This window comes from Microbacterium sp. SCN 69-37 (assembly GCF_001724435.1).
Lineage (GTDB): Bacteria > Actinomycetota > Actinomycetes > Actinomycetales > Microbacteriaceae > Microbacterium > Microbacterium laevaniformans.
In genome coordinates, this window is record NZ_MEEL01000020.1 from 39,938 (window position 1) to 55,688 (window position 15,751).

Annotated in this window: 16 protein-coding genes and 2 tRNA genes; 13 read left to right on the plus strand and 5 right to left on the minus strand. The window is 67.5% G+C overall.

Going from position 1 to position 15,751, the window contains the following annotated elements; translation table 11 throughout:
- Positions 1-88: 88 nt before the first annotated feature.
- The 6 genes from gyrB to ABS64_RS04345 all read left to right on the plus strand — a co-directional run bounded on the left by gyrB (position 89) and on the right by ABS64_RS04345 (position 5,815).
- On the plus strand, positions 89-2,128 hold the full coding sequence (gene gyrB / locus ABS64_RS04320) for a DNA topoisomerase (ATP-hydrolyzing) subunit B (RefSeq protein ID WP_005054695.1): 2,040 nt from the start codon (positions 89-91) through the stop codon (positions 2,126-2,128).
- A 54-nt stretch (positions 2,129-2,182) separates the two neighbouring features.
- Positions 2,183-4,759, plus strand: coding sequence for a DNA gyrase subunit A (gene gyrA, locus ABS64_RS04325; protein WP_204948117.1), 2,577 nt, complete (start codon positions 2,183-2,185; stop codon positions 4,757-4,759).
- Positions 4,756-5,157, plus strand: a complete 402-nt coding sequence (locus ABS64_RS04330; protein ID WP_036288844.1) for a DUF3566 domain-containing protein — start codon at positions 4,756-4,758, stop codon at positions 5,155-5,157. Before gyrA ends, ABS64_RS04330 begins: the two co-directional genes overlap by 4 nt.
- 69 nt (positions 5,158-5,226) lie before the next feature.
- Positions 5,227-5,303, plus strand: a tRNA-Ile gene (locus ABS64_RS04335).
- A gap of 11 nt (positions 5,304-5,314) precedes the next feature.
- Positions 5,315-5,387: transfer RNA gene (locus ABS64_RS04340), tRNA-Ala, on the plus strand.
- 137 nt (positions 5,388-5,524) lie between these two features.
- Positions 5,525-5,815, plus strand: a complete 291-nt coding sequence (locus tag ABS64_RS04345) for a YdeI/OmpD-associated family protein (protein WP_036288842.1) — start codon at positions 5,525-5,527, stop codon at positions 5,813-5,815.
- A 14-nt stretch (positions 5,816-5,829) separates the two neighbouring features.
- Here ABS64_RS04345 and ABS64_RS04350 read toward each other — a convergent pair whose 3' ends face one another.
- A complete protein-coding gene (locus tag ABS64_RS04350; protein WP_288119159.1) occupies positions 5,830-6,675 on the minus strand; it encodes a helix-turn-helix transcriptional regulator in 846 nt (281 codons plus the stop codon).
- A gap of 76 nt (positions 6,676-6,751) precedes the next feature.
- Between ABS64_RS04350 and ilvD the strand changes: the two genes are divergently transcribed.
- Together ilvD and ABS64_RS04360 are read left to right on the plus strand one after the other, a co-directional pair.
- Positions 6,752-8,650, plus strand: coding sequence for a dihydroxy-acid dehydratase (gene ilvD, locus ABS64_RS04355; RefSeq protein ID WP_288119161.1), 1,899 nt, complete (start codon positions 6,752-6,754; stop codon positions 8,648-8,650).
- Positions 8,651-8,813: 163 nt separating this feature from the next.
- Entirely contained in the window at positions 8,814-9,251 is a 438-nt protein-coding gene (locus ABS64_RS04360; protein WP_288119163.1) for an NUDIX domain-containing protein, read from the plus strand.
- A gap of 18 nt (positions 9,252-9,269) precedes the next feature.
- Here ABS64_RS04360 and ABS64_RS04365 read toward each other — a convergent pair whose 3' ends face one another.
- Complete coding sequence (locus ABS64_RS04365) at positions 9,270-9,749, minus strand: YbaK/EbsC family protein (RefSeq protein WP_288119165.1); 480 nt, start codon at positions 9,747-9,749, stop codon at positions 9,270-9,272.
- Positions 9,750-9,815: 66 nt separating this feature from the next.
- Entirely contained in the window at positions 9,816-10,385 is a 570-nt protein-coding gene (locus ABS64_RS04370; RefSeq protein ID WP_016463829.1) for a hypothetical protein, read from the minus strand.
- Between the two features lie 91 nt (positions 10,386-10,476).
- On the opposite strand from ABS64_RS04370, the gene ABS64_RS04375 reads away from it, so the two are divergent.
- Together ABS64_RS04375 and ABS64_RS04380 are read left to right on the plus strand one after the other, a co-directional pair.
- Entirely contained in the window at positions 10,477-11,034 is a 558-nt protein-coding gene (locus ABS64_RS04375; protein WP_036282703.1) for a peptidylprolyl isomerase, read from the plus strand.
- A 20-nt stretch (positions 11,035-11,054) separates the two neighbouring features.
- Entirely contained in the window at positions 11,055-11,900 is an 846-nt protein-coding gene (locus ABS64_RS04380) for a rhomboid family intramembrane serine protease (protein WP_288119169.1), read from the plus strand.
- 106 nt (positions 11,901-12,006) lie between these two features.
- Here ABS64_RS04380 and ABS64_RS04385 read toward each other — a convergent pair whose 3' ends face one another.
- Positions 12,007-12,246, minus strand: coding sequence for a cell division protein CrgA (locus ABS64_RS04385; protein WP_005054721.1), 240 nt, complete (start codon positions 12,244-12,246; stop codon positions 12,007-12,009).
- Positions 12,247-12,301: 55 nt separating this feature from the next.
- Between ABS64_RS04385 and ABS64_RS04390 the strand changes: the two genes are divergently transcribed.
- The 3 genes from ABS64_RS04390 to ABS64_RS04400 are packed head-to-tail and all read left to right on the plus strand — an operon-like array spanning position 12,302 to position 14,074.
- Complete coding sequence (locus tag ABS64_RS04390; protein ID WP_288119170.1) at positions 12,302-13,225, plus strand: class E sortase; 924 nt, start codon at positions 12,302-12,304, stop codon at positions 13,223-13,225.
- Positions 13,225-13,383: a hypothetical protein gene (locus ABS64_RS04395; protein WP_005054725.1), complete on the plus strand. Its 159-nt coding sequence runs from the start codon at positions 13,225-13,227 to the stop codon at positions 13,381-13,383. Before ABS64_RS04390 ends, ABS64_RS04395 begins: the two co-directional genes overlap by 1 nt.
- Positions 13,364-14,074, plus strand: a complete 711-nt coding sequence (locus ABS64_RS04400; RefSeq protein WP_288119172.1) for a gamma-glutamyl-gamma-aminobutyrate hydrolase family protein — start codon at positions 13,364-13,366, stop codon at positions 14,072-14,074. Before ABS64_RS04395 ends, ABS64_RS04400 begins: the two co-directional genes overlap by 20 nt.
- Here ABS64_RS04400 and pknB read toward each other — a convergent pair.
- On the minus strand, positions 14,009-15,712 hold the full coding sequence (gene pknB, locus ABS64_RS04405; protein WP_292681218.1) for a Stk1 family PASTA domain-containing Ser/Thr kinase: 1,704 nt from the start codon (positions 15,710-15,712) through the stop codon (positions 14,009-14,011). The genes ABS64_RS04400 and pknB overlap by 66 nt on opposite strands.
- Positions 15,713-15,751: the final 39 nt, after the last annotated feature.

The following is a 15,751-nucleotide window of genomic DNA, read 5'->3' on the forward strand; positions in this document are numbered from 1 at the left end:
GCCACAGGGGCCTTCTCCGGACTTTCGGCAGCCGTGTGGGGGTAGAATGAGACGTCTCTGATCGACCATCCAGGAGCGCTCGAAACCTATGACGTCCGATACCCCCGACAGCGTTCCTCAGGAACTTCCTCCGAAGCAGTCACAGAAGGTCGAGAACGAGTACGGGGCCGACGCCATCCAGGTGCTCGAAGGCCTCGAGGCGGTGCGCAAGCGTCCCGGCATGTACATCGGTTCCACCGGTGAGCGCGGCCTCCACCACCTCGTCTACGAGATCGTCGACAACTCCGTCGATGAGGCCCTCGCCGGCTATTGCGACACCATCACGGTCACGATCCTCGAAGACGGCGCGATCCGCGTGGTCGACAACGGCCGCGGCATCCCCGTCGACATCCACAAGGCCGAGGGCAAGTCGACCGTCGAGGTCGTGCTGACGGTGCTGCACGCCGGCGGCAAGTTCGGCGGTGGCGGCTACGCGGTCTCGGGCGGTCTGCACGGTGTGGGCTCCTCCGTCGTCAACGCACTGTCGACGCGGCTGGATGTCGAGGTGCGCCGGCAGGGACACGTGTGGCGTCAGTCGTTCCGCGACGGCGGTGTGCCGCAGGCGCCGCTGAGCCAGGACGAAGCCACGGAGGAGACCGGCACGACCATCACGTTCTGGCCGGACGACGGGATCTTCGAAACGATCGACTTCGATTACGACACCCTGCGCACGCGCTTCCAGCAGACCGCGTTCCTGAACAAGGGGCTGCGCATCACGCTGAGCGATCTGCGACCTTCCTCGGCGTACGTCGTCGACGGCGAAGACGGGCAGGCCGTCGAGAAGCAGCCGTTCGACGACTTCCACTACGAGCGCGGCCTCGTCGACTACGTCGAGTACCTCAACAAGATTCGCAAGGCTGAGGTCGTCAACGACGAGATCATCGAGGTCGAATCCGAAGACACCGAACGGCACATCTCGCTCGAGCTCGCGATGCAGTGGACGACGAGCTACACGGAGAACGTCTTCACCTTCGCGAACACGATCAACACCCACGAGGGCGGCACCCACGAAGAGGGCTTCCGCGCCGCGATGACGACGTACATCAACAAGTACGCGCGGGAGAAGGGCCTGCTCAAGGAGAAGGACGACAACCTCACGGGTGAAGACATCCGTGAAGGGCTCACCGCGGTCATCTCCGTGAAGCTGTCCGAGCCGCAGTTCGAGGGGCAGACCAAGACGAAGCTCGGCAACACCGAGGCGAAAGCGTTCGTGCAGAAGGTCGTCGGCGATCAGCTGACCGACTGGCTCGACCGCAACCCCGCCCAGGCCAAGCGCGTCATCATGAAGGCGATCGATGCCGCGACCGCGCGACTGGCCGCCCGCAAGGCGCGCGAGACCGCGCGACGCAAGAGCGTTTTCGAGTCGGCATCCATGCCCGACAAGCTCAAGGACTGCACGAGCAAGGACCCGTCGATCAGTGAGATCTTCCTCGTCGAGGGCGACTCGGCCGGCGGTTCGGCTGTCCGCGGTCGCGACCCCGAGACGCAGGCGATCCTGTCGCTGCGCGGCAAGGTGCTCAACGTCGAGAAGGCGCGGCTGGACCGCGCCCTCGGCAACAACGAGATCCAGGCGATCATCTCCGCGTTCGGCTGCGGGATCGGCGAGGACTTCGACGTCGCGAAGGCGCGCTATCACAAGATCGTGCTGATGGCCGATGCCGACGTCGACGGGCAGCACATCACGACGCTGCTGCTGACGCTGCTGTTCCGTTACATGCGCGGACTCATCGAGGCTGGGTTCGTCTATCTCGCCATGCCGCCGCTGTTCCGGCTGAAGTGGTCCAACGCCGAGCACGAGTACGTGTTCAGCGATCGGGAGCGCGATGCGCTCCTGGCTGACGGTCTGGCCAACGGAAAGCGGATGCCGAAGGACTCCGGCATCCAGCGCTATAAGGGTCTCGGCGAGATGAACCCGAAGGAGCTGTGGGAGACGACCATGGATCACAGCACCCGCACCCTCCGGCAGGTGACGATCGACGACGCGGCCGCCGCGGATGAGATCTTCTCGGTGCTGATGGGTGAGGACGTGGAGTCGCGCCGGAGCTTCATCCAGCGCAACGCCAAGGACGTCCGCTTCCTCGACATCTGATCCATTCCATTCACCTGCAGCGGTAGCACGGCAGCCCCGTGAGAACGAGAAGACATGACTGACGAAGAACGCCCCGACCCGACCGCCGGCCACAACCACGGCAACATCGACCAGGTCGATCTCCAGGTCGAGATGCAGCGCAGCTACCTCGACTACGCGATGAGCGTCATCGTCGGCCGCGCGCTGCCGCGCGTCGAAGACGGTCTGAAGCCGGTGCACCGGCGCGTCATCTATGGGATGTATGACGGCGGGTACCGTCCCGACAAGAGCTTCAACAAGTGCGCCCGCGTCGTCGGCGAGGTCATGGGCCAGTACCACCCGCACGGTGACAGCGCGATCTACGACGCGCTCGTGCGCCTCGTGCAGCCGTGGTCGCTGCGCTACCCGCTGGCCGACGGTCAGGGAAACTTCGGATCCCCGGGCAACCAGGGTGCGGCCGCGCCGCGGTACACCGAAACGAAGATGGCCGCGCTGGCGATGGAGATGGTCCGCGACATCGACGAGGACACCGTCGACTTCGAGGACAACTACGACGGCAAGACCCAGGAGCCCGTCGTCCTGCCCTCGCGCTTCCCGAACCTGCTGGTCAACGGCTCGGTCGGCATCGCGGTCGGCATGGCCACCAACATCCCGCCTCACAACCTGCGGGAGGTCGCCGACGGAGCGCTGTGGGCGCTGGAGAACCCGGATGCCACCCGCGAGGAGCTGCTCGAGGCGCTCATGGGCCGCATCCACGGTCCCGACTTCCCGACGGGCGCCCAGATCCTGGGCACGAAGGGCATCCGCGAGGCTCAGCGCACCGGCCGCGGCTCGATCACGATGCGTGCCGTCGTGAACGTCGAGGAGATCCAGGGCCGCACGTGCCTGGTGATCACTGAGCTCCCCTACCAGGTGAACCCCGACAACGTCGCGCTGAAGATCCGCGACCTCGCCCGCGACGGTCGCATCACCGGCATCGCCGACATCCGCGACGAGACGAGCGACCGCACGGGCCAGCGCCTCGTCATCGTCCTGAAGCGGGATGCCGTCGCCAAGGTCGTCCTGAACAACCTGTACAAGCACACGCAGCTGCAGGAGAACTTCGGCGCCAACATGCTGGCGATCGTGGACGGTGTGCCACGCACCCTGGCCCTCGACGGCTTCATCTCCTACTGGATCGACCATCAGGTCGAGGTCATCGTGCGGCGCACGCGCTTCCGTCTGCGCAAGGCCGAAGAGCGCATGCACATCCTGCGCGCGTACCTCAAGGCGCTCGATGCGCTGGACGAGGTCATCGCACTCATCCGCCGCTCGCCCACGGTCGACGAGGCGCGCGAGGGTCTGAAGTCGCTGCTCGCGATCGACGATGTGCAGGCCGATGCGATCCTCGCGATGCAGCTGCGCCGCCTGGCGGCGCTCGAGCGTCAGAAGATCATCGACGAGGCCACCGAGCTGGAGGCGCAGATCGCCGATCTGAACGACATCCTCGTCACGCCGGGTCGTCAGCGCACGATCATCGCCGCAGAGCTCACGGGCATCGTGGACAAGTTCGGCGACGAGCGGCGCACGACGATCCTGCACGGCTTCGATGGCGACATGTCGATGGAAGACCTCATCCCCGAAGAGGAGATGGTCATCACCGTCACCCGCGATGGGTACATCAAGCGCACACGCAGTGACAACTACCGTTCGCAGCACCGCGGCGGCAAGGGTGTCAAGGGCGCCCAGCTGCGGGCGGACGATGTGGTCGAGCATTTCTTCGTGACGACCACGCACCACTGGCTGCTGTTCTTCACCACGAAGGGTCGCGTCTACCGGTCCAAGGCGTACGAGGTGCCCGAGGCCGGCCGCGATGCGAAGGGTCAGCACGTCGCGAACCTGCTGGCGCTGCAGCCGGGTGAGGAGATCGCGCAGATCCTGGACATCCGCGACTACAAGGTCGCGCAGTACCTGGTGCTGGCCACCCGCGACGGCAAGATCAAGAAGACCTTCCTCAGCGAGTACGACACCAACCGTCAGGGCGGGATCATCGCGATCCGCCTGCGCGGGCAGGACGAGGAGGACGGCGACGAGGTCGTCAGCGCGCTGCTCGTGGACGACACCGACGACATCCTGCTCATCTCGCGCCAGGGCATGTCGCTGCGGTTCACCGCGACCGACGAGTCGCTGCGCCCCATGGGACGCTCGACGGAGGGTGTGAAGGGGATGTCGTTCCGTGAGGGCGATACGCTCCTGTCGGCATCCGTCGCGAAGGACGATGCCTACGTATTCGTCGTGACCGAAGGCGGGTACGCCAAGCGCACCGCTGTCGACCAGTACCGCCTCCAGGGACGTGGCGGACTGGGCATCAAGGTCGCCAAGCTGAACGAGGATCGGGGCGACCTGGCGGGCGGTCTGATCGTCGGTGAGGACGACGAGGTCTTGGTGGTTCTTGCCAGCGGCAAGGTGGTACGCTCTGCCGTGGCCGAGGTGCCTGCGAAGGGTCGCGACACCATGGGAGTGGTCTTCGCCCGTCCCGACGACGACGATCGCATCCTCGCGATTGCACGGAACTCGGAGCGAGCGCTCCGAGCGGAGCAGGACCCGGCCGAGACCACCGACGCCGAAGACTCCCCCGCTTCGCGCCCCGAAGGAAGTGACACCGACGCATGAGCACGGTAGCCGACAAGCTCGCCAAGAAGTCATCCAGTAAGACCAGCGCCAAGCAGGTGCGTCTGCGCCTCGTGTACGTGGACTTCTGGTCCGCCGTGAAGCTGTCCTTCCTCGCCGCGGTCGCCATCGCGATCGTCACCGTGGTGGCCAGCTTCCTGATCTACACGGTGCTCAGCACGACGGGACTGATCGGCAAGCTCGACGACCTTTTCAAGGCGTTCGACGACAACTTCAAGTTGAGCGATGTGATCAACCTCGCACAGGTCATGGCGTTCTCCTCGGTGGTCGCCATCCTGAACCTGATCGTGATCACGGTGCTGGGTGCCGTCGTCGCCGGGATCTACAACCTGATGGTCAAGGTGACCGGCGGACTGCTCGTCGGCTTCACATCCAACTGACCGATTTTTTGTTTGCCCGCTCGTCGGGTAAAGTCTTGGAGGTTGACGGCGGCAACGCCGCCTCCGGACGGGGCTATAGCTCAGGCGGTTAGAGCGCTTCACTGATAATGAAGAGGTCCCAGGTTCAAGTCCTGGTAGCCCCACCAAACACCCGTCCGGGGCCTTAGCTCAGTTGGTAGAGCGCCTGCTTTGCAAGCAGGATGTCAGGAGTTCGAATCTCCTAGGCTCCACAGTTTTTCTCGCGACACCATCGCTTCACCGATGGACCTGCTGGGCATGCTCACCTCTCTGCACGGCGTCGCGACCGGCCCGTCGTCCGCCGCGGGGTCGTGGGCGGTCTTCCGCGTGGAGGGGGCATACTCGCAGCATGCGGTTCGAAACGACGCACTTCCAGCAGGGAAACAACACCGGCATCATGGTTCCCCCCGGCCTCGCCGGCGGTGACGCGATCGAGGTCACCCTCGAGCTCGACACGGCACCGCGGACGGTCGAGGTCCCGGACGATCTCGCCGTCGCCTTGGACGATGCGGGGATCCGCGCGCGCTTCGACGCGCTCGCTCCCAGCGCGCGCAAGGCGCACGTCACGAACGTCGTCTCGGCCAAGTCAGATGAGACCCGCACGCGACGCATCGCCGCGATCGTCGCGATGCTCGCCTGAGCGGCGGCGCAGCCTCAGTCCTTCGTGCGCGCGAAGCGCCGTCGGGTCTCGGCATCCGCGACGTAGACGACGAGCTGCAGATCGAGGTGGTCGGAAGGCCGCAGCTGGTGGTGCTCGAACACGAGCCGGCCGAGCTCGGGATGACGGAACACGCGCTCGCGTGAGACGAAACCGCCGACGCCGTGCTCGTTCCAGCGGGTGTCGAAGTCGACGCTCGCCGCGCGGAGCCGAGAGATGAGGTCGAGGTAGCGGGGATCACTCAGGCGCGGTCCGGCCTCCGCCCGGAACTCGGCGAGGAAGCGCCGGCTCGTGTCGTCCCAATCGTCCAGCAGCGAGCGCACGGACGGGTCGGTGAAGACGAGCCACAGCAGGTTGCGGTTCTCCCCCGCGGTCGTGGCGACCCCGGGGTACAGCCGCTCGTACGCCTTGTTCCATCCGGCGATCCCCCAATCCGGGGCGAGCGCGTAGGCGGGATGCTCGTCGAGCGCATCGAGGAAGCGCTGTACCTGAGCGGGGGCGATGTCCACGGCATCCGCCCGCGTGGCCGGCCGCGGTGCGAGACCGACGAGACTCAGCACATAGTCGTGCTCTGCGTCGGTCAGCCGCAGCGTCGTCGCGACCGCATCCAAGACCTGCCGCGAGGGGTTGATGTCGCGCCCCTGCTCGAGCCAGGTGTACCAGGTGACGCTCACACCCGACAGGTACGAGACTTCCTCGCGCCGCAGGCCCACGGCACGACCGCGGCCGGCCGGCGGCAGTCCGTAGGCGGTGCGGTCGAGGCGCTCGCGCTGTCTACGCAGAAACGAACCGAGCTCCTGCCGCTGCTGACGGCCGTCGTCGCGCGCACCATCCTCACTCACCCCATAAACCTAGTACTGCCACTACTAGGAGCAACGCAGACTTCCGGAGGTGCGCCACGGCATCCAGAGTGGAATCATGCCCACCCCTCTGCGCTCCCGCACCGTCACGCACGGCCGCAACGCCGCCGGTGCCCGTGCCCTGTTCCGCGCCGCCGGCGTCAATGCGGCCGACTTCGGCAAGCCGATGATCGCCGTCGCCAACAGCTTCACCGAGTTCGTGCCCGGCCACACGCACCTGCAGCCGGTGGGTCGCATCGTCTCCGACGCCATCACCGCGGCCGGCGGCATCCCGCGCGAGTTCAACACGATCGCCGTCGACGACGGCATCGCCATGGGCCACGGCGGCATGCTGTACTCGCTGCCCTCACGCGACCTGATCGCCGACTCCGTCGAATACATGGTCAACGCGCACCAGGCCGACGCGCTCGTGTGCATCTCCAACTGCGACAAGATCACCCCCGGCATGCTGATGGCGGCGCTGCGCCTGAACATCCCGACCGTCTTCGTCTCGGGCGGCCCGATGGAGTCGGGACGGGCGACCCTCGTCGACGGCACGGTGCGCACCCTCGATCTCGTCGACGCGATCTCCGAGGCGGCGAACGACACGGTCTCGGATGCCGACATCCAGCGCATCGAGGAGAACGCCTGCCCCACCTGCGGGTCATGCTCGGGCATGTTCACGGCCAACTCGATGAACTGCCTGGTCGAGGCCCTCGGCCTGGCCCTCCCCGGCAACGGATCGGTGCTCGCGACGCACACGGCCCGTCGCGCCCTCTACGAGAAGGCCGGCGAGGTCGCGGTGCAGATCACGCGCGCGTTCTACGACGAGGACGACGCCTCGGTACTCCCGCGTGCGGTCGCGAGCCCCGCCGCCTTCGCCAACGCGATGGCCCTCGACATCGCCATGGGCGGATCGACCAACACGATCCTCCACCTGCTGGCCGCGGCTCACGAGGCCGGCATTGACTTCGGCCTCGATGAGATCGACGCCATCTCGCGTCGCGTGCCCTGCCTTGCGAAGATCGCGCCCAACCCGGCCTACGGCCGCATGTACTACATGGAGGACGTCCACCGCGCCGGCGGCATCCCCACGATCCTCGGCGAGCTGCACCGCGCGGGGCTGCTCAACTCCGACGTGTCGTCGATCCACTCGCCCTCGCTCGAGGCGTGGCTTGCCGAGTGGGACGTGCGCGGCGGTACGGCGTCTGAGACCGCCCACGACCTGTGGCATGCGGCGCCCGGCGGGGTGCGCTCCTCGAGTGCGTTCTCACAGTCCGAGCGCTGGGCGAGCCTGGATGAGGATGCCGAGAACGGCTGCATCCGCTCCGCCGCACACGCCTACTCCGCCGACGGCGGCCTCGCGGTGCTGCGGGGCAACCTCGCCATCGACGGCGCCGTCGTCAAGACCGCCGGTGTCGACCCGTCGATCCTCGTCTTCTCGGGCCCGGCCGTCGTGTGCGAGTCGCAGGAGGAGGCGGTGGCGAAGATCCTCGGCAAGAAGGTGCAACCCGGCGATGTCGTCGTCATCCGCTACGAGGGTCCCAAGGGCGGACCCGGCATGCAGGAGATGCTGCACCCCACCTCGTTCCTCAAGGGCCGCGGCCTGGGCAAGGTGTGCGCGCTGGTCACCGATGGCCGCTTCTCGGGCGGCACGTCGGGCCTGTCGATCGGTCACGTCTCGCCGGAGGCGGCGAGCGGCGGCATCATCGCCCTCGTCGAGGACGGCGACATCGTCGACATCGACATCCCCTCACGCTCGATGAGCCTGCGGGTCGACGATGACGAGTTGGAGCGCCGTCGCGCCCGGCTGCTCGACGCGGGCGGCTACGCACCGAAGGATCGGCAGCGTCCCGTGTCGCTGGCGCTGCGGGCCTACGCGGCGATGGCGACCTCGGCCGACCGCGGAGCGGTCCGCGATGTCGAATCCGTCGAACGCGCGCTGCGCGAACGCGAGCTGCGCACCGCCGCCGTCTGAGCCTCGGACGCGACGTTCCGTATTCAGTCTCCGCCATCCAGCCGCCGCAGAGCTCGCCGGTCCTTCCGGTATGCCCGGCCGGTGCTCATCGCACCGGGACTGAGTACGGAACGGAGGGAAGAGGACTCCCGTGCGATGCAGCCTCGACCGCTAGGCTCACGGAATGGACTTGCGGGTTGCCGCCTACGCCGTCGTCGTCGACGAGTCCGACCGCGTGCTGCTCGCTCACTGGCACCAGGGGCGCCGGGGAGCCTGGACGATGCCCGGAGGCGGCTTGGAAGACGGCGAGGATCCGGTGGATGCCGCGCGCCGCGAGGTCCGGGAGGAGACGGGGTTCCGCGTGCGTATCGGGGCGCTTCTCGGCATCCACTCTCGTGTGATCCCCGCGAACCGCCGCATCTTCGCGGACGACCCCGAACCGCTGCACACGCTGCGCATCGTCTACCGGGCGGAGGTGACCGGCGGGCAGCTGCGTTACGAGCGGAACGGATCGACCGATCGTGCGGAGTGGTTCGCCCTCACCGCGCTCCCGGCGCAACGGGTGAAGCTCGTCGACATCGCACTCGAGATGGCCGGCCTGCCCGTCGCCAGGGCGAGCTGACCCGGCTGAGCGCCGCGCTCAGCCAGCCGACGCCGGTTGGGAGATGTCGGCGACCGTCGCGTCGTACGCACGGATGAGGTCGTCGGCGTAGACGAACAGGCTGTAGCCGTGTGCCCCGGCACCCATCGCGATACGCCGCCCCACGATCGACGCGTCCGCGTACACCGGCCAGTCGTTGGCGCTGCCGATCGGCACGATCGTCCCGCGCTCGTAGCCGGTCGCGGCCAGAGCGAGCTCCGGCTCGGGGAGCCTCAGCTTGTTCACCCCGACGAGGGCCCGCAACTTCGGCCAGGAGATCGCGAGATCTCCGGGGATCAGCGCGAACAGGTACGTGTCGTCCGACTTCTTGACCACGAGGGTCTTGACGATGTCGGCAGGCTGCAGGCCGAGCAGGCTCGCCGCCTCCGCGAGGCTGGATGCCGCGGGCCGCTCACGCAACTCGATGTCGAGACCGCGAGCCGCGGCGGCGGTGCGCACGCGTTCGAGCGGATCGGTCATGGCGTTTCGACTCGCTGCGCTCGCTCGACGACCGGGGGCTGCGGGAGCTCGACGACCGGGGGCTGATCAGGCATCCGGGGCGCGCAGCGGGTCGTCCGCCACCCACAGCTCGTCGTCGGCGCGCAGTGTCTGCCACGCGGCGTAGACCACACCGGCCGCGGCGGCGATGCCGAGGAGAATCGCGATGACGCCGCCGGCGCCCAGGCTCTTCTTCGGAGCGGGGACGCTCAGCTGCTTCGTCGCCTTCTTGCCGTACTTGTCGGCCTTCTTCTGGATGGCGGCGAGGTCGATCGAGCCGAAGCCACGACCCGCGGCCAGATCATGACGCTTCTCGGTCGCGGCATCCCACACCGACAGCGCGGAACCGATCAGCGCACCCGCCGTCGGCACGACCTTGTCGTTGTAGACCTTCTTGGAGGTCGCGACGCCCTGCTCGACATACGGCGCCGCGTACTTCTCGTACGTGTGCTGCACGGTCGGCACGACCTGCTCGCGGTTGTAGTTGCCGAGCTGACGACCGGCCTCGCGGGCGACCTCGCCCGCCTGTCCGATCAGGACCTGCTGCGACTCCCACAGCGTGTTCGCCTGGTGCTGGAGCTTGCGGAGTTCCTTCTTGCGCTTGCGGCTGAGGCTCACGGTGCCCTCCCTGGGTTCCGGCTGGGTTTCATCCCATCTTGCCAGACCTGCCGGGCCTCGCGAGGGGTTGACAGGTGAGAGAATGCTAGGCATGCCGATCCACACCGCCGTCGCGACCATCCACACCAACCACGGCGACATCGTCGTCAACCTCTTCGGAGACCACGCACCGCGCACCGTGCAGAACTTCACCGGTCTCGCCGACGGCTCGCAGGCCTGGACGCACCCGGCGACCGGCAAGCCGGGCGAAGGCCCGCTCTACAAGGACGTCATCTTCCACCGCATCATCCCGAACTTCATGATCCAGGGCGGCGACCCGCTCGGTCAGGGCGTCGGGGGACCCGGCTACAACTTCAACGACGAGATCCACCCCGAGCTCACCTTCGGTGCCCCCTACCTGCTGGCGATGGCCAACGCGGGCCTGCGCCGCAACGCCATCACGGGCAAGGCCGAGGGCACCAACGGCTCGCAGTTCTTCATCACGACCGATCCGACGCCGTGGCTCAACGGCAAGCACACGATCTTCGGCGAGGTCGCCGACGATGCTTCGCGTGCCGTCGTCGACGCGATCTCGGCCGTTCCGACCGCCGCGGGCGACCGCCCGATCGAGCCCGTCGTGATCAGCTCGATCGACGTCGTCCCCGCCTGAGCAGAGCGGAACCGGCCCGCGTGACCGACTCCGACATCCGCACCAATCCGGACAACTTCTGCTACCGGCATCCGGATCGGCAGAGCTTCGTGCTCTGTCAGCGGTGTCTGCGCACGATCTGCGGAGAGTGCCAGACACCGCTTCCGGTGGGAGTCATCTGCCCGGAGTGCCTCGCCGAACAGCGCAAGGCGGCGTCGGCGAGTGTCACGCGGATGCCGCGTCGACGCCCGTCCGGTATCGACGGAAAGCCCGTCGTGACGTACACGTTGGTCATCGTCACCAGCGTGTTCTACCTGATCGGACTGATCCCCGGCATCGGTCTCTATGTGCAGAGCCTGCTCGCCTTCCACGCGCAGCTGGCGTACGTGCAGCCGTGGCGACTGCTGACGGTGACACTCGTTCACGCGAGCATCTTCCACATCGCCTTCAACATGCTCGCGTTGTGGGCGCTCGGACGCAGTCTCGAGCCGCTGCTCGGAAGGTGGCGCTTCCTCGCGCTCTACCTGCTGAGCGCTCTCGGGGGCTCGGTCCTGACGGCGCTGCTCGCCCCGAACACCTGGGTCGTCGGCGCTTCCGGTGCGGTCTGGGGATTGCTCGGCGCGATGTTCGTCATCGGCCGTCACCTCGGCGCCAACGTCACGGCGATCGCCGTGCTGCTCGGGATCAACCTGGTGATCACGTTCCTGCCGGGATCGAACATCGCCTGGCAGGCGCACATCGGTGGCGGTCTGGTCGGCGCCTTGATCGGCGTCATCTTCGCGCGCACGCGCAAGATCCGCCAGCGCGCGCTGCAGATCTGGCTGCTGGTCGCCGTGGGCGTCGGCCTGCTGGGTGCGCTGGCTGTTCCGCTCTACCTGTACGCCTAAACCGTCAGCCGCGAGTTATCCACAGGTTCATCCACAGATGGGGATGAATCACACCCGTGTAATTCACAGGCCATGACACCTGTGGAAAGACCGCGGATGCCGGTGATCAGCGCCAGCGCGTCGTCATCAGGAACCCGATGAAGGCGATCCCGAAGCCGATGACGAGGTTCCACCCGGCGATGCCGGGGATCGGCAGCGCCTGGTTGCTCAGGTAGAACACGATCACCCACAGCAGACCCAGGATCATGAGCCCGAGCATGATGGGCTTGAACCACACCGGGTTGGGTGCGGATTCCCCCTCGCCGTATTCCGCGACCTGCTCGTCGTGCTTTCCTGAACGCGCCATGGCCACGATTCTACCTGGCAGGTCTCCCTCAGCCACGCTGTGCGACAATCACAGCGTGAAGGACGGCACCGGCGACAACGCAGCTGAGGGTATCGGCTCGCTCGAGCACACGTCTCGGCGTGCCCGCCGTCTTGCCGCGCAGTCGGAGGAATCGGGGCCGACCACTCCGGCAGAGCCGAGCACCCAGGAGCCGGAGGGCGCGTCCGCGCCAATGCGCGCGGCGAAGCCGCGACGGCGGGCCTCGTTCCTCGGCGTCCTCGGTGAGCTGCTCATCACGGCGGGCGTCATCGCACTGCTCTACGTCGCGTGGCAGATGTGGATCGGTGACTGGATCATCGGATCGCAGAAGCACACGGAGGCCAGCGCCCTCTCGCAGAGCTGGCTGCAGCAGGCATCGCAGAGCCCGACGGCATCCGACACCCCCACGCCGTCGCCGAGTGCGAGTTCCTCGCCCGCGGCTGCCGCACCGGTCGTCCCGGTGATGGCGCAGAAGGACTACGGTCAGCAGTTCGGGGTGATGTTCGTGCCCCGCTTCGGACCGAACTGGCAGTTCACGGTGGCCGCGGGAACGGGTCGCCACGACATCCTCGACGCCGGTAAGATCGGTCACTACACCGACACCGCCATGCCCGGAGCCGTCGGCAACACCGTGTACGCCGCACACCGGTGGACCTCGGGCGCACCGTTCGACCCGATCGACAAGCTCGTGATCGGCGACGCGATCGTCATCCAGACCCCGGACGGCTGGTACACCTACCGCTTCCGCACCCTCGAGTACGTGCAGGCGACGCAGGTGGAGGTCCTGCTGCCCGTTCCGCAGCAGGTGGGCATGGCAGCCAACGGCCGCTATCTCACACTGACCAGCTGCGCCCCGAAGCTCAACATGCTCGAGCGCATCATCGCGTACGCCGTGTTCGAGAGCTTCACTCCGACCTCGGCGGGACCGCCCGCCTCGCTCACCCAGGGAGTGTCCGCCTGATGTATGCCGCCCTCTGGCGTGTTCTTCCCGGCCCGGCCTGGGTGCGCATCCTCATTCTGCTGGTTCTGCTCGCCGCCGTGCTCTACGGGCTGTTCTGGTACGTGTTCCCGTGGGTCGGTCAGTTCGTCAATCCGCAGGATGCCACGGTCGGCGGCTGACGGGGGACGAATCCTCGTCGTCGACAACCGCGACAGCTTCGTCCACACGCTCGTCGGCTACCTGCACGAGCTGGGCGCGACGACCGACATGGCCGAAGCAGATGCCGTCGAGGACCCCGTGGCCTTGGTAGCCCCGTATGCGGGAGTGCTGATCTCGCCCGGACCCGGCTCGCCGGAGGATGCCGGGGCATCGATCGGGATCGTGCATGCGGTCGCGGCCGCGGGCATCCCCCTGCTGGGGGTGTGCCTGGGCCACCAGGTGCTCGGGGCGGCGTTCGGCGCGGCGGTCGCCGAGGCCCCGCAGCTGCGCCACGGCACGACATCGCGGGTCTGGCATGACGGCGCGTTCCCCTTCGCCGGACTGCCGTCGCCCTTCTCGGCGACGCGCTACCACTCTCTCGCGGTCGTTCCGCACTCGCTGCCCGCCGAGCTCGAGGTGACCGCGCATACGTCGTCCGGAGTCATCATGGGCCTCGCCCACCGTGAGCTGCCGCTCTGGGGTGTGCAGTTCCATCCCGAGTCGGTGCTCACCGAGGGCGGGCACCAGTTGTTGGGCTCATGGTTGGAGCGCGTCGGGATCGCCGGCGCTGCAGCGCGCGGCCGCGGGCTGCAGCCGCTGCGGGGATCACTTACCGGTGCAGACGCGGAGCTCGACCGTCGAGTGGATCGGCACATCGCCCGGGGGCAGTGACTGTCCGGCGACGATCGGCGTCGAGCCCACGGCGGGACACGACGGGTCCTCGACGACGCTCGCGGTGAGTTTGAGGTCGGCGGACGTGAGGTCCCTGGTCGCCGCATCGACGGTATAGCCGACGAGGTTCACCAGAGCGACCTTGCCGCTGGCGACCGTGAGGTTGACGCGCGTTCCGACCGGGATCTGCGTGCCCACGGTCTGGTCGGCCGAGATGACGATGCCCTGGGCGAGGTCGGGAGCGCTGCGTGTCGTCACGGCGCCCAGCTGCAATCCGACGGCCTTCAGGGCGGCTTCTGCGTCTGTCGACGACTTTCCGGTGATGTTGGGCATGGCGCTGGTCTGCTGCCCCGTCGAGACGTAGACCGTGATCGTCTGGCCGGGGGCCACGATGGTGCCCGCGGCGGGATCGGTGCGGATGACGTTGCCCGAGACGATCGCGTTGTCGCTCTGGTCGACGCGCTTCGCCTGCAGATCCTGACCCACCAACTTCTCGCTCGCGCGGTCCCACGACATGTCGACGACGTCCTCGACGACGCGCGAGTTCTGCGGTACCGCGGCGCCGGGACGAATCGTGATGACCCAGATCAGCACCGAGATCAGCACGACGGCGAGCAGTGCCACCCCGGCCCAGATCCACGCGGCCGGGGGTCCTGCCTGCGTCCGTCGCATGGTCGTGTCGGCGGTCAGCTGGCGCAGCGACCGGGCCGTCTCTGCGGCCTGCCGCGGGTTCGCGCCGTAGAGCTCGCTGGCCAGCGCGCCGACCTGCTTCTTCGTCGGGGTGTGACCGTCGACCGTGGCGTCGAGCGCCTGGCGGAACGATGCCGCGTCCTGGTAGCGCTGGAACGGGTCCTTGGCCAGAGCGCGCAGCGCGACGGCGTCGATCGAGCGGGGGATCGCGTCGACCAGTTCGGAGGGGGGAAGAGGCGTCTCGCTGACGTGCTGATAGGCGACCGCAACCGGAGACTCGCCGCGGAAAGGCTGGCGACCGGTGAGCAGCTCGTACAGCACGATGCCGGCCGAGTAGAGGTCGGCGCGCGCATCGACCGGCTCACCCTTCGCCTGCTCCGGCGACAGGTAGGCCGCGGTGCCGATGATGGCTGTGGTCTCGGCGACGGTCGAGGAGGAGTCGGACACGGCGCGGGCGATGCCGAAGTCCATCACCTTCACCTGGCCGCCGGCGGTGATCATGACGTTGCCGGGCTTGATGTCGCGATGGACGACGCCGGCGCGATGCGAATACTCGAGCGCTTCGAGGATGCCGTCGACGTAGCGGATGGCCTCACCGACCGGAACGCCGCCGTCGCTGACGACATCCTTCAGGAGGGTGCCCTCCACGAGTTCCATCACGATGTACGGAACGGGGTGCGTCGAGCCGTCGGGGTCGGTCTCGGCATCCTCACCGGCGTCGTAGACGCGGACGATCGCGGGGTGCGACATTCGCGAGGCCGACTGCGCCTCGAGCCGGAATCGGGTGCGGAACGCGCTGTCTTCGGCGAGCTCCCGCTTGAGGATCTTGATGGCCACCTGACGCCCGAGGGTCAGGTCCTGCCCGCGGTACACGGTGGCCATGCCTCCGCGGCCGATGAGTTCATCGACGCGGTACCGCTCGGACAGCACACGCGGATCTGCAGACACTTCTCTCCCCTGGGCTGACTCATAGCCAGCCTAATAGAA